The 21,325-nt window shown below is 55.0% G+C and carries 18 protein-coding genes and 2 pseudogenes; 12 read left to right on the top strand and 8 right to left on the bottom strand.

Annotated elements, in window-relative coordinates:
• Positions 1 to 24 precede the first annotated feature (24 nt).
• From P3C50_RS05130 to P3C50_RS05120, 3 genes are all read left to right on the top strand, one after another.
• Complete coding sequence (locus tag P3C50_RS05130; protein WP_106732285.1) at positions 25 to 1,872, top strand: Mu transposase C-terminal domain-containing protein; 1,848 nt, start codon at positions 25 to 27, stop codon at positions 1,870 to 1,872.
• Positions 1,872 to 2,732 (top strand): TniB family NTP-binding protein, encoded by an 861-nt coding sequence (locus P3C50_RS05125; protein ID WP_275545116.1) that lies wholly within the window; start codon positions 1,872 to 1,874, stop codon positions 2,730 to 2,732. Before P3C50_RS05130 ends, P3C50_RS05125 begins: the two co-directional genes overlap by 1 nt.
• 83 nt (positions 2,733 to 2,815) lie before the next feature.
• Complete coding sequence (locus P3C50_RS05120; protein ID WP_275545115.1) at positions 2,816 to 3,772, top strand: hypothetical protein; 957 nt, start codon at positions 2,816 to 2,818, stop codon at positions 3,770 to 3,772.
• A gap of 58 nt (positions 3,773 to 3,830) precedes the next feature.
• On the opposite strand, the gene P3C50_RS05115 is transcribed toward P3C50_RS05120, so the two are convergent.
• From P3C50_RS05115 to P3C50_RS05100, 5 genes are all read right to left on the bottom strand, one after another.
• A complete protein-coding gene (locus P3C50_RS05115; RefSeq protein WP_106732286.1) occupies positions 3,831 to 4,430 on the bottom strand; it encodes a DUF6088 family protein in 600 nt (199 codons plus the stop codon).
• 14 nt (positions 4,431 to 4,444) lie between these two features.
• The gene (locus tag P3C50_RS24160) at positions 4,445 to 4,708 is read right to left on the bottom strand and encodes a BPSL0761 family protein (protein WP_343252175.1); all 264 of its coding nucleotides are present in this window, start codon (positions 4,706 to 4,708) and stop codon (positions 4,445 to 4,447) included.
• 114 nt (positions 4,709 to 4,822) lie between these two features.
• Complete coding sequence (locus P3C50_RS05110) at positions 4,823 to 5,131, bottom strand: hypothetical protein (protein WP_084929463.1); 309 nt, start codon at positions 5,129 to 5,131, stop codon at positions 4,823 to 4,825.
• A gap of 90 nt (positions 5,132 to 5,221) precedes the next feature.
• Positions 5,222 to 6,622: a DEAD/DEAH box helicase gene (locus P3C50_RS05105; protein WP_275545114.1), complete on the bottom strand. Its 1,401-nt coding sequence runs from the start codon at positions 6,620 to 6,622 to the stop codon at positions 5,222 to 5,224.
• Entirely contained in the window at positions 6,619 to 7,209 is a 591-nt protein-coding gene (locus tag P3C50_RS05100) for a hypothetical protein (RefSeq protein ID WP_106732287.1), read from the bottom strand. Before P3C50_RS05100 ends, P3C50_RS05105 begins: the two co-directional genes overlap by 4 nt.
• Before the next feature lie 101 nt (positions 7,210 to 7,310).
• Between P3C50_RS05100 and P3C50_RS05095 the strand changes: the two genes are divergently transcribed.
• Positions 7,311 to 7,541, top strand: coding sequence for a helix-turn-helix domain-containing protein (locus P3C50_RS05095; RefSeq protein ID WP_048329181.1), 231 nt, complete (start codon positions 7,311 to 7,313; stop codon positions 7,539 to 7,541).
• An 82-nt stretch (positions 7,542 to 7,623) separates the two neighbouring features.
• On the opposite strand, the gene P3C50_RS05090 is transcribed toward P3C50_RS05095, so the two are convergent.
• Positions 7,624 to 8,601, bottom strand: coding sequence for a DNA-binding protein (locus P3C50_RS05090; protein ID WP_106732288.1), 978 nt, complete (start codon positions 8,599 to 8,601; stop codon positions 7,624 to 7,626).
• Between the two features lie 179 nt (positions 8,602 to 8,780).
• Here P3C50_RS05090 and P3C50_RS05085 point away from each other — a divergent pair, with 179 nt between their 5' ends.
• Complete coding sequence (locus P3C50_RS05085; RefSeq protein ID WP_275545113.1) at positions 8,781 to 9,722, top strand: site-specific integrase; 942 nt, start codon at positions 8,781 to 8,783, stop codon at positions 9,720 to 9,722.
• 26 nt (positions 9,723 to 9,748) lie between these two features.
• Here the strand turns inward: P3C50_RS05085 and P3C50_RS05080 are convergent, their stop codons facing one another.
• Positions 9,749 to 10,303, bottom strand: a complete 555-nt coding sequence (locus P3C50_RS05080; protein ID WP_275545112.1) for a hypothetical protein — start codon at positions 10,301 to 10,303, stop codon at positions 9,749 to 9,751.
• 231 nt (positions 10,304 to 10,534) lie between these two features.
• Between P3C50_RS05080 and P3C50_RS05075 the strand changes: the two genes are divergently transcribed.
• From P3C50_RS05075 to P3C50_RS05045, 7 genes and pseudogenes are all read left to right on the top strand, one after another.
• Entirely contained in the window at positions 10,535 to 11,968 is a 1,434-nt protein-coding gene (locus P3C50_RS05075; protein WP_275545111.1) for an IS1182 family transposase, read from the top strand.
• Between the two features lie 277 nt (positions 11,969 to 12,245).
• Positions 12,246 to 14,732, top strand: coding sequence for a TerB N-terminal domain-containing protein (locus P3C50_RS05070; protein WP_275545110.1), 2,487 nt, complete (start codon positions 12,246 to 12,248; stop codon positions 14,730 to 14,732).
• Entirely contained in the window at positions 14,729 to 16,024 is a 1,296-nt protein-coding gene (locus P3C50_RS05065) for an ATP-binding protein (protein ID WP_106732292.1), read from the top strand. Before P3C50_RS05070 ends, P3C50_RS05065 begins: the two co-directional genes overlap by 4 nt.
• Positions 15,999 to 18,218, top strand: coding sequence for a DEAD/DEAH box helicase (locus tag P3C50_RS05060; protein ID WP_275545109.1), 2,220 nt, complete (start codon positions 15,999 to 16,001; stop codon positions 18,216 to 18,218). The genes P3C50_RS05065 and P3C50_RS05060 overlap by 26 nt, the downstream gene beginning before the upstream one ends.
• 127 nt (positions 18,219 to 18,345) lie before the next feature.
• A pseudogene (locus tag P3C50_RS05055) lies at positions 18,346 to 18,801 on the top strand (transposase); the annotation flags it as partial.
• A 1-nt stretch (position 18,802) separates the two neighbouring features.
• Positions 18,803 to 19,309 (top strand): annotated as a pseudogene (locus tag P3C50_RS05050) (transposase); the annotation flags it as partial.
• Positions 19,310 to 19,369: 60 nt separating this feature from the next.
• Positions 19,370 to 19,777 carry a DUF6088 family protein gene (locus P3C50_RS05045; RefSeq protein ID WP_343252174.1) on the top strand — a complete coding sequence of 136 codons (408 nt, stop codon included), beginning with the start codon at positions 19,370 to 19,372 and terminating at the stop codon, positions 19,775 to 19,777.
• 171 nt (positions 19,778 to 19,948) lie between these two features.
• On the opposite strand, the gene P3C50_RS05040 is transcribed toward P3C50_RS05045, so the two are convergent.
• On the bottom strand, positions 19,949 to 21,325 hold the full coding sequence (locus P3C50_RS05040) for a heavy metal sensor histidine kinase (RefSeq protein ID WP_195882343.1): 1,377 nt from the start codon (positions 21,323 to 21,325) through the stop codon (positions 19,949 to 19,951).

The raw sequence follows: 21,325 nt of genomic DNA, 5'->3' as shown, positions 1-21,325 counted from the left end.
TATCGAAGGATTCAGGGAGGGCGCATGGGGCAAATATTGCTGCGGGAGGGCTTGGTTGTCGTCGCGAGGGGGCATGTTGCAACAGTTAATAAATGTCTTCCCAACTTGACGGTCGAGGTTGTCCTAAAAAAAAGCAGTGAAAAGTTAGTTGTCGACATTGACGAAATTGAGCATTTGCCTTCAAGGGATGAGGATAATATTAATCTGCTTCAAGTTGAGTCGCTATCAAGCGAGTCGGTAGTGCCCCTGGAGGAGTTGCAGGCCGCTCAGTCACAGTTCGACTTAATAAAGAGATACTTGGCAAAAGAACTCAACTTGGCTCAGGCGCTAGAGCAAGCAGGCGTCTCAAATGGTACCTTTTATAGAAACATTAAGTTTTATGATGAGGAAATTGGTCCAGCGTCTCTGCTAAGGATGAAGAGAGGGAATAAGAAAGGCTCAAGAAGACTCATTAAAGATGTCGATGACGTAATAAAGCAGGCAATCAAAGAGGCGTACATAGGGAAGTCGGCAACCATAGCTGCGGTTTTTCGCAAGGCGGAAGAGTTATCCATTAGGCTTGGTTTAAAGCCACCTTCTCGATCGGCAATATCTGCACGGCTCAAAGATATACCTGAGAAAGAGCGTCATCTGAGAAAGCATGGGCATGAGGCGACGAGTCAAAAATATGCAGCAAGACCAGGTAAAAAGGAAATTCATCTGCCGCTTGAATGGGTGCAGATGGATCATACCAGAGTAGATCTGATATTGGTCGATCAAATTACACGCCGACCAATAGGCAGGCCCTGGTTAACTGTCCTCATTGATGTCAAGACCAGGGTTATTCTTGGTTATTATCTAAGTCTATACCCGCCATCTAGCCTCTCTGTTGCCTGTGCTGTAGCGCATGCCGCACTTCCTAAAAATCAATTCCTTAAAAGACTGGGAGTGAGCGCAGGTCTACATCCATATTATGGGGTTCCAAAACTCTTGCACATGGATAACGCAAGTGAGTTCAAGACCGTTAAATTTCAGCGTGCATGTGTGCTACACAAAATTGGCTTGAAATGGCGACCAATTGGGGCAAAGCATTATGGAGGTCATGTTGAGCGTTTGATCGGCACACTGATGACCGATTATGTGCACTTCTTGCCCGGTACTACTCACTCCAATCCTGTTAGTCGCAGAGGTTATGATAGTGAGAAAAATTCTGCACTGACCTTCAAGGAGTTTTGCCAATGGTTTGCAGGGCAGGTCGCTATTTATCATGGGCGTAAGCATAAAGGGCTGGGCCGCTCTCCTGCGGCGGAGTGGAAGTCGCATTTTGTTGATTCCGAAAACAACGTTACTCATCCTCCGATAATTTCCGATCCGTGGACGTTTCGCCTTGACTTCATGCCGGAGATGAGTCGGAAAATCCACCCCCAAGGCGTGACTCTAAATGGTAAATGGTACTGGAGTCCTGGATTAACTCCCCATATAGGTAGAGAGAGAGTGGTCATTAAGTACGATCCGCACTCAATGGCGACAATATGGGCAAGGTTGGATGGAGGATATATTCCGCTGTACTTTTCTGATGTGACGACCAGTGACTTTGCATATGAGGAACACAGGGCGCTATTGAAGTTTAGGCGAAAAGAAGGCGTCACACCAGATGGAGCATTGGAAGATCATGCTTTGATAGATGTGATAAAAGAAAATGCGCAGATAGTGAAGGGAGCGATAACGAAGACAAAGCGAGCGAGAAAAATAATTGCTGCCAAATTCGAGCATGAGACCAGCACGTGGATCGCTGACGAGACTATATCAGCGACTGCTCCAGATAGGTCAGATGTAGAAATCAAAAAACCTGACTACTCGAAAAAGGCGACGCCCTATTCTAGGAGGTCTTGATGAGTTCTTATGAGCACTTAACGGAGAGCGCTAGGGAATTGGCATGTTCATCTGACGACATGCGGTTGGCCGCTATACAGCGAGATAGTTTTTACATTGACCACCCTCAATCAAATAGCATTTTAAAGATGGTTGAAAATGTACTGGCCGTTCCTAGAAGAATGCAGGCGCCGTGTATGATTGTAACCGGTGCTCCTGGCGCCGGTAAAAGCTCAATCATTCAGCAGATAAGGAATTCTGAAGCACTCTCTAACCAAATTGTCTTTCTAGACATGGTTGCGAACCCATTTAATCTAAAATTTGGTGAGTTGCTTGTTTCGGCACTAGGCCTCCCTCATGGGCTGATTAAGTTCGGACACCCCAGAAAAGCCACGCTTCCGGCGGAGCTAGCCGAAGTGATAAACTTGAGAAAAATAAAGGCTCTGATTATAGATGAACTGCACGAGTCAATGCTGGTGGCGAGGCCAGAGCAACTTAAAAATTTGTCCATTCTGAAGTCGCTATCCAATAATACTTATGGATTATCAATAATAGGTTTCGGTATTGATCTCGCTAGGAACGCTTTGAGTATGGATGAACAGTTCTCTAGGCGATTTTATAGCGTCCAGATTGATGACTGGAGAGAAAGCGAGTCTTTTAGATCGTTTCTGGCGGGGGTTGAGCAAAATCTACCATTAAGAAGGCCGTCAAACCTTGATGGCGCTGAGGTTATTGGGTTTCTTTTAGAGAATACCAGTGGGCGAATGGACTCTATTATGAACTCAATTAAATCTGCTGCATGCTACGCAGTAAAGTCGGGAGAGGAACGCATCACCATAGGCTCTTTGGTAAAAGCCATTTCGACGCCGTGGAGTTACTAATGCGCCTCCTAAATTTATGCCCCGCCAGCGTGGACGAGTGCTTTTCATCCTGGATATATAGATGCATGATAAAGTTTCCTTGGGTGAAGTTCTCATTGGAAGGAGTCAGTGTAAAGGGTGAGTGTGATAGGCATGGTGAATTAGTTTATGAGGATCCGGATTTTGACATTGGCTCTAGCTATGTCCAGGATGTTATATCGAGGTTGAATCTCGCTGAGGATGACTATTTGCGATTCTTTGATAAGAAGCCTGGCAAGCTCTTGTCATGGCAAAGCCGTCGATTTTACTGTCAAGATTGTATAATAGATGACATTAAAAATAATATTCTTCCATGTTGGCGGCGGAGCTGGTGCAGTGCCGTTTGCGTATTCTGTTCGTTCCATGAGAAAAAGTTGTCGAGTATTAGGTTTAACTGTGATCCTATTGGTAGAGGTTGGCGAGCATTCTCTGAGTTTTCGCAATACCCCTACCATCAATATCAAGGTACTAGAAACTATAATCTGTGGGAGAGCGAGAGTCTGCAGGAAGCTCTTTATGATCTTGCAATCCAAGTATTTGAGTGGTATGGCTCTAGCGAAGAGGCGAGGGTGGATAGTGCGGGTGCTGATGCTGCCTCAACTGCATACTTTGATCTTGTTTTTGAGTTATTGACACAGGCTCCCAGCCTCCATAATTCAGGCGGCCTGTCTTGGTCGTTTACGTTTGCTTTTAAGCTGAGACTAGGGCGTTATCGAAAAGATTATTCTTGGTTGCTTGAGAATGGCGTTAATGAGGTTGATATAAATCAAAGGATTTGTGGGGTAATTTTAGCTGGTAAGGTGCTTGGGATTCTCTCTGATGAAGAGGTTGGGCGTCTTGATTGCATGGTGGATGATTTGTTTCCTTATTTCGGTCTCAGCAACCTAGAACTAGGGTTTACATGTGCAAATTATAGTTCTATTGGCGATTATGATTATCTTCTGTCTAGGATTGGTCGGCTTCCACACTCAAGCCAGACGCGTTTTGATGGCTTTGTTGCAGGTTTGCCCCCTGAAATGTAAGTAGCTCTGAAGGAAATAAATTTCTCGTCATTGGCGGCCGACATGTGAGGATGGCGTGCTAGCAATCCAACGCAATTAGCATCCACTTCGGTATTTTACTGGTCATCAATTTGATTAAGTCGTCAGGCCTAAGCGCTTTCTTAATCGCAGCAGTACATTCTGGAGTAGCGCCTTCTTTGCCGAGATAAAACAGTGCACTGATAGCCATCCCCGCCTCAGTCCCGGCATGCTGCATCACCATCGGGGCCGCATGTATCAGTCGGACTTCAGCTTTACCTATGAATACTGAACGGCTGGCTCCGTTGGTGTAATAGATTGGAATGAGCGGCATCTGGGTACTGAGCCCAAACCTACTGACGGCATTGGCACCATGGATCTGTAAAGACAGGTGCTTCTGCCTGGCAATTACGCTGATCAATTCCCAGAGATTGGGACGAGCCCTCGCAACGTAAAGTCCGGGTTTTGGTCGCATATAAATCCCACGATACACCCGTTCGAGCTCGCCTCGGTTGACCAGTCGAGCTAGTGCTTTGGATACGGCGTTTTTCGTTCCAAACCCTGTGAAATGGCTAATGCTGAACGGCTGCCCTTTAGGTAGGCGCTTGACTCGTTGCGCAATCCGGGCGGATACCGACTGGGCTAAATCAGTGCTGAGCATCGTGGCGTTCACGCCTATAGCGTGAAGTCTAACGACGAACTGAAAAACGGCTGATGGAACGCAATCACCCTTCGCCGATATTCATCATCTTGAGCGTCGTTTACTAGGCACTCTTCGAGGCGCCCTAGCGAGAAAACTTGATCGGCGGACGGGTAGTGTCTAAGCAGGCTTTTCGCATAGCTGCGAATGTCATCAGGTAGCTCGGTGTTACGAGCGAGGTCGCGGAGAAAAGCTTCGGTATTGACGACACTCCGGGTTCTTTCATGCGGCAGGGTCAAAGCGGCTACCTCCTTATTCAGTTATTCCAATCTACGAGACCAGAACGGGCAAGCCGCGCGCTTACCCCTAATTTGTCCGCGATTCGTCGTGGTGCGGCTGATGGCTTTTCAACCCTACAACCAGTTCTTTCCCCAGTAGTTGTCTTTGCTGACCAGACCAAAATCTTCAGAAGCAAAAGGCTGCTCATCATCGAACATGCCATTGACCATACGCTCCCGACGCAACCCGCTCAGCACCCTGAAAAAGCAGGGCTCACAGAGATGAATCCGGTAGTGCTCCCCATCATGCTGGGAGCCATATCCCCATTGGGCTTCAAGCTTGCCGTATTGGGGGGCATAGCCGGGGATACTCGTTCCAGAGCGGCACACGTCGCAGATCACATCCTCAACCACATCGACCAGTGCCTGCGACTTACTCTCCATGCACACCTCACGATTACGTTCCACACGACGTCGGCTGGTTATGGATTCATGAACACCAACATCATTGGATCAGCCTCGACTGGCTGAGCATCAAAAACAAGCCAGTAGCTGCTGCCGATAATGCTGGGAAAAGCTGACCTGGTAAGCGGGCTCAATTGCAAAGCCGCCCAGCGAAATCATGTTCGTAGGCTGCGATCCAATTCCCGATTCTGCACCACCTAACCCCGCACCGTCGAAACCGTCGATATGACCCAAAGTGCCCACCGGCTCAGGCCTTGAGCCTGGAGTAAAACCAGGCATCTGCACATCGCTCAAAACTGCCAGGTCATCAGGCAGGTCATCCGAAATTCGCTCCGCAAAACCCTGAAGCGTTGGCTCCGCCAACATGAATAACCATGCCTGGTCGTCGGACTCACCTGTGCGCCGCAGCACTCGCCCCAGTACTTGCCGGTAGTGCAGTTCGGTGCGGATACGGCTGAGATAGCAGCACACTTGCAGGCGGGGAATGTCGGTGCCTTCGCTGATCATTCCGACGGCCACAATCCAGCGGCAGGCGCTGCTCCGGAATGCATTGATCACTTGCTGCGCATCCGGGGTTTTGTTGGTCACGATGCGGCACTCTTCACCCATTGCTTCTAGAGCCAGTGCAACTTGCTGGGCGTGTTCGATGTCGGTGGCCACCACCAAACCAGCGGCATCAGGTTTGATCTGGCGTAGCTCGTTCAGCTTGCTGCAGCCAAGATCGAGGATTGGATTGATCACCTCGTCATGACGCAGAAGTTCCTCATAGGTGACAGGTGACTCCCCTAAGAGCTTGGCGATGCTGGGAAACAGCCTCACGGAGCTATCCGCGCCAAGCTCTTCCGTAAGTTTCACCTTCTGATTGTCGAGCAACACTATGCGAGGTGATCGGCACACGTCGTCGGCAATGGCATCTTTCAAGCCATAACGGTAATCACAGATCAAATGCCCCTCGGGCGAAGAGTAACGAGCCAATGCGATGGCCTTATCGTCCGAACGCCAGGGCGTGCCAGACAGGGCCAACGTGAAGGCAGCCCGATCCTGTATCCGATGCAGTATCTGCTGCCCCCAGGCATTACTGAGCAGCGGATCGTGGCCGGCGCAATGGTGGATCTCATCGAAGACCACGAACACCCGGTAGTCATAAAGCAGCTGCCAGAATCCCTCATCACGGTATTCCATGGCCTGATAGGTATAAGCCGCACCCGCGGCACCTATCCGGCCGTCGAGACGCCTGCCTAGCACAGCCGCAAAGGTCGAACGAAAACCCTCCACGACCTGGCAGGACGGCGCAAAGCACAGCACCAAATCGATTCTGTCCTGCTCAAGCAGTCGGCTGGCCAGTTCTGCAGCCATGCGCGTCTTTCCGGCTCCCGGCGTTGCCTGGCAGAAGAAATGCGGCGTGACGGTAAAGTGCTCCAACGCCCGAGTGATGCAGCTGTTCTGCCAGCTGCGTAGCGAGCTGCTCATCGTGGTGCAGCGAGCGTTTTGAGGGTCTTTTCGATGGCGCGCAGATGCCCCAAGAGGCGAGAGCTGCGATCCCTGGCTTCCAGATAATCGCCTTCAACCTTGCCCCGCAAATGTGGCATCTCATCCAGAAGCAACTTGAATCGCTCTGCCTCACCCATTGAAGAAAGGAAATCCAGACGGATCTCCTTATGGAGTGCCTCCAGCTGCTGATCCGTATTGGCTGAAGATTGAAGCGGCAGAGCTTCCACGTCGCGTACGGCTGTGTCCTGCTCAGCCCCCCCTGCAGACATAAGACTGTTTTCAAAACCGTTGTCGATCAGCTCAAGTTGAAGATGTGCTGGGGTAGGCAGCAGGTGGTAGACCTGCCCCCGTACGCGGCGCTCTTCGTCATGCACTAACCAACCTATGCGTAACATCCGGCGCATCTGTTCATACACATAGCGGCGTACATCACCGATGCGATAGGTCATGCCATCCAGGTGCTTGGCGTAGGCATCGCGCAGTTCACGAATTGTGAACCGTGTGCGGCCTTCCTCCTGAAGCAGCTCATACAGCCGCCTGTCGAAGATGAACGAGGCTGATTTCATTGCGGCACCAGAGAAGATAGCGCGAAAAATACGGATTATAATCCGTGGCTCGTGCGTCCGTAAACGCATGATATTGCCGTCTCAGCGGAATTGAGACGGTCATGGATAAGTTGGCGAAAGCGTTGGGCGAACGCATCCGAGCGCAGAGAAAGGCCTGCCGGATTTCTCAGGATGCCCTGGCGCTGGCCTGCAGCATCGACCGCAGCTACATGGGGCGGATCGAGCGGGGTGAAGTAAGCATCACCGTAGAGAAGCTATATCGAATTGCACGCCAGCTTGCCTGTGACCCTGCTTACCTGCTACCGAAGTTGTCCGAACTTAAACCAACCTGAACGATCCTGGATTAACAGTCGCAACTGGCCTCCGCGCCACGAGGCGAGTGATCCGCGCGGTTTGCCGGCCTAGTCGTTTCAGTCAGCTTTGCTTTTTTGCTGGCGGAGTCGATTTATCTACTGCCGCGGTTGCGCGCTGGGCTCTGCGCGACTGCCGAGGAGGCTCTTGCCTGACCTTGGCCTTGCTCAAGCTGTCCAGTTCGCTCTGTAGATTCTGATTGCGTTGCTCCAGGACCAACTTGACGGCTTCTGACGCGCTGAACTGGCTCTGCAGAGCTTCCAGAACCTGAGCTTTCTGATCCAGCAGACGTTGCTGGGCCTGCTGGTCCCTGTGCAACTGCCTTGCTTCGGTGAGAAGGCGCGCGTTGTCGCGATTCAGTTGGGTCAGCTCGTCCTGCTTGACGATTAACGTCTGCTGCAACTGACGTACTTCCAACTGCAACTGCTGCACCTGCGACTCGTGCCGGCGTTGTTCCTGCTCACGCTGTTCCTTGCTGGCCTGCCGGTAGTGCTCCAGGGTGTCGCGCGCATGTCGGTGTTTTTCCTCCAGAGAGTGGATCTGTGCATCGCGATCTTTGAGGCGCTCGTCCAGGTCGCGATTGGCCTGCTGCAGGCGGGCGTTCTCGACCTCGACTTGCTGCCGTTGCTCGCGTAACTGTTGCAATTCGTGGTGAGCGGCCTGAAGTCGTTCGGCGTTGAGCGCGGCCTGGCCTTCCAGCTGTTGGATGCGGCTCTCGGCCTGCCGAGTCCGCTGCTGGTAGTCGATTCGCTCGCGCCCCAACAGCTCTCGCTCGCCGGCAACAGCGGCTTGCGCCTCTTCTTGCAACTGGTCGGCCAGTTGGTTTACTAGGTTGACCAGTTGCTCGCTCAGAGCAAGCGGTGCTGTTCCACGACCACTGTCGGCGGCCTCCAGCTCTTTCAGGTAACGGTGAATGGTGGTCTTTGAGCCGGTATTGCCCAGTTCAACCCGTAGCGCATCGATGCTTGGGTGTTCGCCGCGGGCGAGGAGGGCAGTGCGTGCCTTTTGTACCATCGCCTTGTTGATGCCGCCGCGTGCCATGTTGCTCTCCTACTATTTCGTACTGTATTACATACTATGTATTTACATTCTAGATTCGACGAAGTTTTTATACTAGATGAAAGCCTGATTAAAATTGGATAATCACGAATTATCCAAGGTGAAGCGGCTTTTTCGTCGTTTGCCAGTCGCTCACCGGTACACCAGGGGGATAGGCCCAGATGAGCCAGGACATCGAGCGGTACCTGCAGGCCGGCACTCGCGCCAACACGCGGCGCAGCTACCAGCAAGCGCTCGAGCACTTCGAGGTGACCTGGGGCGGCTTTCTGCCGGCGACCAGCGATGCGATCGTGCGCTACCTGGTCGATCACGCCGCCACGCTGTCCAGCAACACCCTGAAGCTACGTCTAGCAGCTCTGGCGCAGTGGCATGTCAGTCAGGGCTTCCCCGATCCGACCAAGACCCCACTGGTTCGCCAGGTATTGAAGGGCATCCGTACCCTGCATCCACGTCTGGAGAAGCAGGCCGAGCCGCTGCAGCTGCGCCAACTCGAGCAATGCGTACAGTGGTTGGAGCAGGCTGAGGGGAGGGCAAGAGCGGAAGATGACTGGCCGAGGGTGCTGCGCTGTTGCCGTGATCGTGCGCTGATCCTGATCGGCTTCTGGCGGGCATTTCGCAGTGATGAGTTGTGCCGCTTGAAGGTAGAGCACATCCAAGCGCGAGCCGGGGAAGGCATGCAGTTATTTCTTCCTTGGAGTAAAGGCGATCGGGACAGTCAGGGCCAGACCTTCAAAGCGCCAGCGCTAGCCAAGCTATGCCCGGTACAGGCATACATCGATTGGATCAGCCTAGCCGACATCGCGCGGGGACCAGTGTTTCGTGGCATTGATCGCTGGGGGCATTTAGGTGAGCAAGGCTTGCACCCGCATAGTGTCGTTCCAATCTTACGCACCGTGCTGCAATCGGCAGGGTTGTCCGCTGAGCTATACAGCAGCCACTCATTACGTAGGGGGTTCGCCACCTGGGCTGCGCATAGTGGCTGGGATACCAAGGCGCTGATGCAGTACGTGGGCTGGAGCGACAGCCAATCAGCATTGCGCTACGTCGAAAGTGTTGGAGTGTTCCCAGCGCAACTGAGTGCGCCGCGACTCATTCCGAGGTAGCTGCAGCCCGTTGGCTGAGGCGTCTACTACGCCGAGCCTATAAGGCGTTTAAGGCAAGTTAGCAGACGAGGCTCTGTGATGAGTTTAGGCTGCTGCGCCTGATCCGCTTCTGGTGGCACAGCTCTGGGTGCGGGCGCTAAATGCGTGGCCAGAGGTATCCATTTCTGATCAACCAGGGCCTCGAAACGCTCGAATGGAACTGATGCGGTGGACAGGGTGTTGTTTTCTTCGCCGAGTGACTCCTCAATCCAAAACAGATGCGCCACACCTAGATTAAAACCATCGTCCCAGCTGTCTGTGAATCCTGCGGCTGGAAGGTCAGCCTTCCGGCAGCGCGTCAGTGTCGTGGTCTTACCGCCGTCTTTGTAGGACAGGCGCACCTCCTCTGCCTTCGCCTGCGTCGTGAAGAAGCAGATTCGATAAATAGCTTGGGAGTTGTTGAGCTGATCGAGGCGACTTCTAAGCAGTTTGTGAGGATATGAATACATATCGCCAATCCAGCGGGGTGCACGGTGACATCTGTCCGGGAAGGTTTTCAGCTTTGTTGTGTAGTCAAGTCGGTAAATATATTCACTGGTCATGGCTATCTCAAATTTCTGCGGGAACCACTGCTCGATGAACTGAAGTTCCTGATCGAGCTCAACGCGAGCAAGCTAAAAACTGCCATGAACTCTACTCGGCTTGACGTAAATCTGGCTGCCTTGGGCTAAAAGTTCGCGGGATCTCAACAGCTGCTTTTGGCCCAGGCTGTGTAAAAACGTTGGCATCGACCTTGCTGTGATTTGATGGATTCGAAATCAGCGGGGGCGCCAATGAAGCGTTTTATCCAGGGAGAGCATCGAGGCCAAAGCGCGCTGCTTCCCGAGAGCCTGGATGACTACGTGGCGGACACTAACCCGGTGCGGGTGGTTGATGTGTTCGTCGATGAACTCGACCTTAGCCAACTGGGTTTCGAGGGTGTCGTCCCGGCGGAAACCGGCAGACCCGCCTACCATCCTGCCGACCTGCTGAAGATCTACATCTACGGCTACCTCAATCGCATCCAATCCAGTCGCCGCCTTGAGCGAGAGACCCAGCGCAACGTCGAGCTGATGTGGCTGACCGGGCGCTTGATGCCGGACTTCAAGACGATCGCCAACTTCCGCAAGGACAACGGCAAGGCAATCCGCGGCGTATGTCGGCAGTTCGTGGTGCTGTGCCAGCAGCTTGGCCTGTTCTCTGAGGCGCTGGTAGCCATCGATGGCAGCAAGTTCAAGGCGGTCAACAACCGCGACCGCAATTTCACCAGCGCCAAGCTTCAGCGGCGAATGGAGGAGATCGAGTCCAGCATCAACCGTTACCTGACCGCACTGGATACCGCTGACCGCCAGGAACCTGCCGTAGCGCAGGTCAAAGCAGAACGCCTCCACCACAAGATCGCAACGCTGAAAGCCAAGATGCAGGAGCTCAAGGAAATCGAGGTACAGCTCAACGAAACACCGGACAAACAGATCTCCCTGACCGATCCCGATGCCCGCTCAATGAAGACGCGGGGCAGCGGCATGGTCGGCTACAACGTGCAGGCGGCGGTCGACACAAAGCACCACCTGATCGTGACGCATGAGGTCACGAACGACGGAGTCGATCGCGATCAACTGAGCACCATGACCAAGCAAGCGCGAGAGGCCATGGGTGTTGAGAAGCTCTCGGCGGTCGCAGACAGAGGGTATTTCAAAGGCGAAGAAATCCTGGCGTGCCATGAGGCTGGGATCACCGTTTTCGTGCCCAAGACGCTGACCTCGGGAGCGACAGCGGCTGGCCGCTTCGGCAAAGGTGATTTCATCTATGACCCAGTAAAGAACGAGTACCTATGCCCGGCTGGGCAAAGCCTGACCTGGCGTTTCTCTAGTGTCGAGAAAGGGCTGAAGCTGCACCGTTACTGGAGTTCGCATTGCCAGGGTTGTGCGCTGAAAGAGCAGTGTACACCGAGTCCACAGCCACGCCGAGTGAGCCGCTGGGAGCATGAAGCAGTGCTCGAAGCGATGCAGAGTCGTCTGGATCAAACGCCCGAGATGATGCGAATCCGCCGTCAGACGGTCGAGCACCCATTCGGCACGCTGAAGAGCTGGATGGGCGCCACCCATTTCCTCACCAGAACGCTCGACCGGGTGAGCACCGAGATGAGCCTGCATGTGCTCGCCTACAATCTCAAACGCGTGTTGAGCGTGCTGGGCAGCGGTGCCCTGATGGCAGCGATGAAGGCCTGAGGCCTGTTTTACGAGTCCTGCCGCCCTCCAGCAGGCGCACCGAAGCCTAAAGTGCCATAGCAACCAGAATCACCGAATGCGCCTGATTGGGTCTCCGGCGGCCTCCTGGACGCTGAGAAAATCACCCGGCAGTTGATTGCCATCGCTTGCTGCGTTTTTACACGGTCTGGGCCGGAGGCGGATTGGTGACAAGCATCTATCGCCTAGGTATTGGCTAATGCATTTGAATTACCGATACTGCCAAACGGCCAGTATAGCTTTAGGGGGAGTCTAAGCGATGGCAAGGAAGCGTAGGCGCAGCAGCAAGTCCGGTGTATCTGGAGTGATGGTTCTGGGCGCCATAATGATCGGGCTGCTTGCTTCCATTCCCAAGGGGGTGTGGGTTGTCTTGGTGGGAGTAGCGATTATTGGTATGGGTGGGTGGCTGATCATCAAGGCCTTCAGCAAACCTCCAGCCGTATCCTCGCCACCGACTAAGCAGCCGCTCCGTCGAAAGGTCGATCATTCGAGCTCTTCTGATGCCACCGCGAGCATTGGTCTGACGTTCTCCTTGGACGAGGTTTCGCCCGTAGGTGAGACGTCTGTATCAATTCAAGTCCCGGCCTCACCCCAGCAGGTTTCGGCAAAGCAGGACAACTCTGGTTTCTTTACCGTGACACTGGAGGCCGCTCAGCGGTCTTCCCACAGAATTCCGAGTGCGCCGGCGGACCTGGCTGGTGCCAAGGTGCGCTGGCTTTCCGCTGGCGAACCCATTGAGGTTGCTGGCGAGAAGATCTCTGGCGGCTTGATCTATGTCGGTGAAGATCGAAACAGCCGCTATGGATCTTCGGAACCCTCACTGATCAACCCGAAGCTGAAGGTCGCACGGGGCATCGTTGATATTGCTGAGCGTCTCACTTCCTACTGGCCCAGTTACGACAACATCACCCCTGAGGCTCGGCGCGCATACCTCCAATGGCTATCCAGTGGTCGGAAGGCTCCGCATGCCAACATTGGCTACGTGTTCCTGTTCTTCTATGGACTGGAACGCAGGGTATTCGTCGACGCGAAGACGAATCAGGCTGCCGCCGCCGAGATACCTAGCATCATTGCCGAGGTCGAAAGACTGCTCTCGATCTACGACGAGAATCATTCGTTTAATACCTACGCCAGTCGCTTCGTAGACTTCCTCCGTCAAGGCCAAGTGCTTGATCGACGCTATCAAAAGGCGCCGCCGGCACCGTTGTCTTACGGCTATGAAATGCCCATAGAGCTACGTATTGGCCTGGGCCAGTTGGCTGCTGACAAGCAACCAATGCCGGCTGACTGGGCGTTGGCCTGGGTGCTGTCTGATCACAACATCGGGAAGCGGACACCTGTAACCCGTTGTAAAGAAGTGTTCGCCCAGTTGTTCTGCATGCGCTACGAGGAACGTTATGGCCCAGGTATGGTGCTCCCTCAGAACAAGACTCGTCTGCGACTCCAATACAACACCGCTTCTGCGGGACTACCCCCTCAAGAGCTGGATGGCTTATCCGGTATTCCTGATGTCACTGCGACCAGCGCAGCTCGGAAGAAGCTGCAGCAGTTGGTTGACGAATGCACGGTGCAGTTGGAGCCCTACAGTCGTTATCTCGGTCGCAACTCCAGCACTCCTGATGCACTAGAAGGACTGTTACAGCTGCCCGTAAACCTGTGGCCGCCAACTGCTCGAACAGCGCTCGATGAGCTGAAACAACGCATCGGCGACGGTATGGTGGTCATGAGCTTCGGTGAGCTGGCAGGGCGACTGCAGAGTGCAGGTAGCCTGTCGCGAGACAAGGTTCTGACGCTCGCCCGCGCGCTGGAATCATTGCACATCGGTATCGAGCCGGATGTTCTGGCAGGCAGTCGAACACCCAAGGCAGAGGATAATGTGGCGCTCTTTGCGACCCAGGCTGAAGATGGTGATCTGCGTTCTTCGCCGGCGTATAGCGCCGCCTCTGTTACGTTGGACCTTGCTTGTGCTGTGGCGGCGGCCGATGGTGACACGTCGCCGCAGGAAATTATGCTGCTATCCCAGCATATCGACTCCTGGTGTCACCTGAGCGGTGCTCATCGGAAACGCCTGAAGGCCCACCTGCGTCTGCAGCTTAACCAGCCACCAACCCTGCAAAGCCTGAAGAAGAAACTGGAACCCCTGGCCGAGCCGGCGAAGAGGGTTGTGGCGGCTTTTCTCGCTCACTTGGCGCAGGTCGACGGCGAGGTTAGCCCCGCAGAGGTGAAGTTGCTGGAGCGCGTCTACAAGACCCTGCAGCTGGATCCGCAATCGCTCTACAGCGACCTTCATGTGGCCGCCAGTGGCAGCGCCGTAGGCTCATCGCAGACAACGCCTTCCATTCCCGGAGCAACTCCGTCCAAGCCTGTTGGCGAATTTGCTCTGGACAAAGAGCGCATCGCTCAGTTGCAGCGTGAAACGGAACAGGTATCTGCGCTGCTGGCTCAGGTTTTCGTTGACGACAAGACCGCTGAGCCAGATGACGTAGTTGTGGAAGAGACTGTTGAGGATACTTCCTCCGTTTGTGGCTTAGACGCCGATCACTCAGCCTTCCTGCGTGTACTCGTATCCCGTACCGAGTGGTCTCGTGACGAGTTGGGGGCCGTAGCAAGCGATATGGAACTCATGCTCGACGGAGCATTGGAGCAGATCAACGACATGGCCTTCGAGCATTTCGATATGCCAGTCACCGAGGGGGAAGACCCCTTCGAAATCAACCCTGAAATCATGGACAAACTACCGCTATGAGCAGCATCAGAGCCAAGGACCGCGATGCGGTCATCCAGTCCCTGCGCGCCGGCGTCGTTCCCCGTGCCGGCCAGCACTTGATTCAGGTGGGGCGTGTCGGTGAGCTGGAGGCGCTCATCCGTGATGTGGAGCGCCTCGCGGAAAGTGGTTCCGCGTTCCGCGTAGTGATCGGTGAATATGGCGCAGGCAAGACGTTCTTCCTCAACCTGGTTCGCTCTATTGCGATGGAGCGCAAGCTCGTCACCATGCATGCGGATCTGAACCCGGATCGTCGTCTCCATGCTACTGGCGGCCAGGCTCGCTCGCTGTATGCCGAATTGGCCAAGAATATGTCCACCCGGACTAAACCTGATGGCGGTGCTCTGCAAGGAATAGTCGAGAAGTTCATTGCACAGGCCAAGACGGAAGCCAAAGCGTCCGGCAAAGACAGTGAGGCTGTGATTCGTGAGCATCTCGAGCAACTGACAGAGATGGTCAACGGCTATGACTTTGCTGATGTAATCGCGGCTTATTGCAAAGGCTTCGAAGAGGGCAACGAGCAGCTCAAGGCGGATGCTATCCGCTGGTTGCGTGGCGAGTTCACTACCAGGACAGATGCCCGCACCGCACTGGGTGTGCGAACCATCGTCGACGATGCGTCGGTCTACGATCAGCTCAAGTTGCTCGCGCGATTCGTTCGGTTGGCCGGCTTTAGCGGATTGATGGTATGTCTCGATGAGCTGGTGAACCTGTACAAGCTCTCCAACACCCAAGCTCGCAACGCTAACTACGAGCAGATTTTGCGTATCCTCAATGACTCCCTGCAGGGTTCCGCTGAGGGGCTTGGTTTTGTGTTGGGTGGTACCCCCGAGTTTCTCATGGATACTCGCCGCGGCCTCTACAGCTATCCGGCTCTGCAGTCGCGTTTGGCGGAAAACAACTTCGCCAAGTCCGGGCTGGTAGATCTTTCCGGTCCTGTCATACGTCTCACCAGTCTGACGCCTGAGGATTTCTACGTGCTGCTGCAGAAACTGCGTCATGTATACGCGGCAGGCGTGAGCGAGCGCTATTTGCTACCCGACGAAGCATTGCCGCTGTTTATGGCCCACTGTAATCAGCGGATGGGCGAGGCCTACTTCCGGACCCCGCGGACGACCATCACCGCATTCATCAACCTGCTAGCGGTGCTGGAGCAGAATCCGGGCGCTGATTGGCGAACCCTGCTGGGGGCCGTAGAGATTGTACCGGATCGAGGTGGTGAGACTGATACCCAGGTAGATGCGGACGATGAGCTTGCCACCTTCCAGCTCTGAGTCGGCTGGGTTCGCACTCCTTGAGCCGCGAATCCAGCGCTGGATATGGTCTGAAGGCTGGACCTCCCTACGCGATGCCCAGGAGCGCGCTATCCCTGCGCTTTTGGGCGCGGATCAGGATGTCATCATCGCGGCGGCTACAGCTGCAGGGAAAACCGAAGCCGCGTTTCTACCCATCCTTACCAATCTCCTGCAGGACACGGAAAGGCCTGGGTCGGTGCTTTACATAAGCCCACTAAAGGCTCTCATCAATGACCAGTGGGATCGTTTAGCGAGACTTTGCGATGAGCTTGAACTTCCAGTCATTGCTTGGCATGGGGATATCTCAGCGAGCCGCAAACATCGCTTCCTCAAGTCCCCGGAAGGCATTCTGCTGATCACGCCGGAGTCGCTCGAAGCTCTTTTCGTCAACAGGGGGACCAGTCTAGCGGGATTGTTTGCCAACCTACGGTACCTGGTGGTGGATGAGCTCCATGCCTTTATCGGTAGTGAGCGAGGCAAGCAGCTACAGTCACTCATGCATCGAGTGGAAACAATCATTGATCGCCCTCTGCCCAGGGTTGGTCTTTCCGCCACGCTGGGCGACATGACGCTGGCTGCGGCCTTCTTGCGCCCGAATGCCCCCCATCATGTGTCGGTGATCGAGTCCAAGGGGAGTGGCCAGATACTTAAGGTTCAGATCAGAGGGTATGTGGAGTCCAAGCAGGCGCTCCCGATGCAGTCTGAAGATGATGAGGTTTTTTCTCCGGACCATGCCATCGCAGAACACCTCTTTCAGGTACTGCGGGGTAGCAACAACCTGGTCTTCCCCAACAGTCGAACTCAGGTGGAGTGGTTCGCTGACAATCTGCGGCGCCGTTGCGAGCAGGATGGTGTACCGAACGAGTTCTGGCCGCATCACGGCAGCTTGGCGAAGGACATTCGAGAGGAAACCGAGAAAGCGCTGAAAGCCGGTGACCGGCCTGCCACTGCAGTTTGCACTACGACGTTGGAGCTTGGGGTAGATATCGGCAGCATCAAGACGGTGGTGCAGATCGGGGCGCCGCCATCGGTAGCCAGTTTGCGTCAGCGCTTGGGTCGATCCGGACGTCGCCCGGGAGAAGCAGCCATTCTCCGAAGTTACTGCAAGGAGCGTCAGCTAGACGATGGCTCGCCATTGTCGGATCGACTCCGCCAGGGCTTGGTGCAAAGCATTGCCATGATCAGGTTGTTGATGCAGGGCTGGTTCGAGCCCCCACGCGTTCAGGGCCTTCATTTATCGACCTTAGTGCAGCAGTGTCTCTCAGTGATAGCTCAACGAGGGGGCGCAACAGCTGCGGAGCTTTGGAGCACCTTGATACGAAGTGGTCCGTTCGCAGGGGTGGAGCAGGGCAGCTTCCTCAGTTTGCTTCGTGCCCTTGGTGAGCGCGATTTGATAACCCAGGAAACATCAGGGCTCCTGCTGCCCGGCGTGGTGGGGGAACGCATGATCAATCACTACGACTTCTACAGTGCATTTGTCAGCAATGAAGAGTTCCGCCTGGTATGCGATGGCAAACCACTTGGAGCATTGCCCGTCTCCAGGCCACTAACCGTTGATCAGCGCATCATCTTTGCAGGACGGCGCTGGCGGGTCACGAATGTGGACACTGATGCCAAGGTCATCGTCGTGAGATCCGATCCAGGTGGTGCTCCGCCATCCTTCGATGGGCTAGGAGCCCGTGTACATGATCGGGTTCGGCAAGAGATGAAGGCCGTCTTGTTGGAGACGGACGTCTACCCCTATCTCGATGCTACGGCACAGGAACTATTGGCTCAGGCGCGTAGCGCCTTCACGGACCTTGGGCTGGCACATTCGAGCATGACCGAAAGCGGAGGCAAGACTTACCTTTTCACCTGGCAAGGCGATTGGACGAACGATGCCTTGGCTATCTTGCTGACGTACACCGGACTAGCCAGTGAGAACAGTGGGTTGGTCATAGAGGTTGAGGGGGATCGGACGTCGCTTGAAAGCAAGCTGCGCGAGATTGCCGAGTGGGATGGTATTGATGAATCCAGTGTTCTGGCGGATGTACAGAATATGGTTCAAGAGAAATGGGATTGGGTGCTTCCGCCGCCGTTACTCATGCAGTCGTACGCTACGATGCAGCTGGACTTGGGTGGAGCAAAGGCATTGGCATTGGGGCTGGTGAGCCAGCCCTCGGTGACGGCCTGATATTTAGCTTATTGCTTTTGGCCGATTCCCGCCCATCGTCAGATGGCTGCAACCGGCCCAGGCTGTGTAAAAACTCTGGCATCGACCTTGCTGTAATTTGATGGGTTCGAAATCAGCGGGGGCGCCAATGAAGCGTTTTATCCAGGGAGAGCATCGAGGCCAAAGCGCGCTGCTTCCCGAGAGCCTGGATGACTACGTGGCGGACACCAACCCGGTGCGGGTGGTCGATGTTTTCGTCGATGAACTCGACCTTGGCCAGTTGGGTTTCGAGGGCGTCGTCCCGGCTGAAACAGGTCGCCCCGCTTACCATCCTGCCGACCTGCTGAAGATCTACATCTACGGCTATCTCAATCGCATCCAGTCCAGCCGCCGTCTCGAACGCGAGGCTCAACGCAACGTTGAGTTGATGTGGCTGACCGGACGTTTGATGCCGGACTTCAAGACCATCGCCAACTTCCGCAAGGATAACGGCAAGGCCATCCGCGGCGTCTGTCGGCAGTTCGTTGTGCTGTGCCAGCAGCTCGGTCTGTTCGCCGAGGCGCTGGTGGCCATCGACGGCAGCAAGTTCAAGGCGGTCAACAATCTTCGATCTGCACGCGGCGAACAAAAGCCAACTGGCCGAACAGGCGCTGCACTCTATCGCTGGGCTGTACGAAGTCGAACGCCAAGTGCGCGACATGAGCAATGAAGAACGCTGGCGAATACGGCAGGAAAAGGCTTCACCGCTCCTCGACGCACTACATGACTGGATGCTGGCCCAGCGTGATCTTGTGCCCAACGGCTCAGCCACGGCGAAAGCTTTGGATTACAGCCTCAAACGCTGGGTAGCGCTGACGCGCTACCTGGACGATGGCGCTGTGCCCATCGACAACAACCAAGTCGAGAACCAGATCCGCCCGTGGGCTCTAGGTCGCTCCAATTGGCTGTTTGCCGGGTCGCTACGCAGCGGCAAACGGGCGGCGGCAATCATGAGCCTGATCCAGTCGGCGCGGATGAATGGGCACGATCCGTATGCCTATCTCAAGGATGTGCTAACGCGACTGCCGACGCAGAAGGCCAGCGCTCTGACCGAGCTGCTGCCGCACAACTGAGTATCCGTCGGCAAGGTGTAAGGCCCGTTCGCTTACGAAGTTCTGACACCTGGCAGATTCGTGCATCAGGGATCTCGCCATGCTGTGCAGCGAGGGCTCTCTCGCCTGGTCGACAGTGGAAAGCTGTTTCGTGTTGCTCGGGGCTTTTATGTTGCTGCAGTCGAAACTCGGTTCGGCGCGCGCAAACTGGCACCGGAGATGATCATCCGCTCATTGGCAAATGTGCAGAGTGAGCTGATAGTCGCCACTGGGGCTAGCGTCGCCAATAAATGGGGGCTGACAACACAGGTTCCTGTTCGGTATGTCTTCCTAACCACCGGACGTTCTAGGGTGCTTCAGGTTGGCAAGACCACCGTATCGATTCGGCATGCGCCTAGATGGCTGATGGCTCTTGGCGCTACTGGAGCGGGGGATGCCATTCGAGCATTGGCTGGGCAAGGCAAGGCAAGGCAAGGCAAGCGTAGGTGATGCCGTTTCAAAGCTTCATAAACTACTACCCGAGAGCGAATGGCGGGCTCTAGTGTCAGCTCACCGCTCATTGCCTGCCTGGATGGCGAAAAAGCCATCTGCGCTCGGTCGAATTGCACCTGAGCTCGCTCTGTCAAGTTGGGCTCGCCGTCGGCTGTAGGCAGACCGATATCAGCTGGGATGGGGGAATTCAATGTGAAAGCCCGTGAGGCCAGCCGCTGAAGTGCACCAAATGCGGCCTTTGTGAGCCTCGATTATGGATCGGGTGATGGCAAGTCCGAGCCCGGCGTTGCTTGGGCTACCTTCGCGTCGAGCAGGGTCGACCCGGTAAAAGCGGTCGAAGAGCTTCTCTAGATGCTCCGAGCTGATTGTGTTACCTGGGTTCTCGATGCTGAAGATAGTTGAGTCCGCTGTCTGGCGGATCAGAACCGAAATTGTCTTTCCCGCCGGCGTGTAACGCAGCGCATTGGACAGCAAGTTGGACAGCGCTCGATCAAGCATCAGCCGATCTCCTAGCACTTGGCCTTTCCCTGTGAGCGATAGTTCAATGTCGCGCTCTTCTGCCAGGAGGTGGTAGTAGTCGAACAGTTTGAAGACTACGTCTGCCAGTTCGATCCTGGCCTGCTCTGGGATGATCAGGCCATTATCAGCCTTGGCCAAGAACAGCATGTCATCGATCATGCGAGACATGCGCTTCAAGTCCTCCAGGTTCGAGTACAGATTCTCTTCATAGGCATTGATATCGCGTTTCTTGCTCAGCACGACCTCGGTGTGGGTCATCAGGTTGCTAACGGGCGTGCGTAGCTCGTGGGCAATGTCGGCCGAAAAATTGGAGAGCCTAACGAAGGCATCCTCTAGCCGAGCCAACATCGCATTGAAGGATAGAACCAGTTGCTGAAGTTCCCGCGGCACTGGTTCTAGAGGGATTCGTTCCTGTAACGAGCGAGCGGACATCCCGGAGGCTACATCAGTGACTTGCCGCAGGGGCCTAAGACCACTGCGAGCAACCACCCAGCCAAGCGCCGCACTGACCAAGGCACTGATGACCAATCCAATCCAGAACCATCGCTGCAGCGTGTCGAAAAAGTGCGTGTGATTGGTGACATCGAGAATCAGCAGAGCTGTAAGCGGTTCGGGTTGGTCAGTCACAGAGATTTGAGCCGTCATGCCCCGGTACATGTGCTCGTCTTTCTGCCACTCCCACATGCTCTGCTCATCGGCACGCCTGAAGCGTCCCGGCACTTCGACTGCTCTGGGGTCGGAAAAGAGCACTGCGCCGTCGCTGGCCAGGATGGTTGCGGCCAGATCCTGATGCGCCCCCAGTAAGGCTCGCAACTGCGGTAACTCCTCGGAGAGGTTAGCTCCGCTGCGAGCGTTGTTGAGAATGTGTTTGGCTGATTCGAGTTTTTCCACCAGGGCCTGCCGGTCCAGCATCTTAAAGTGGTGCTGGCTGAGCATGTTGAAGCTCAGCCCCGCTACTGTCAGGACGGCAATCACCGCGGACATGAACATCAAGCTCATCCGAGCGGTCAGCGAGAGGTGCTTCAT

This window comes from Pseudomonas sp. Marseille-Q0931 (assembly GCF_940789645.1).
Lineage (GTDB): Bacteria > Pseudomonadota > Gammaproteobacteria > Pseudomonadales > Pseudomonadaceae > Aquipseudomonas.
The sequence above is the reverse complement of the archived record's forward strand: the minus strand, read 5'-3'. Positions and strand labels throughout refer to the sequence as shown.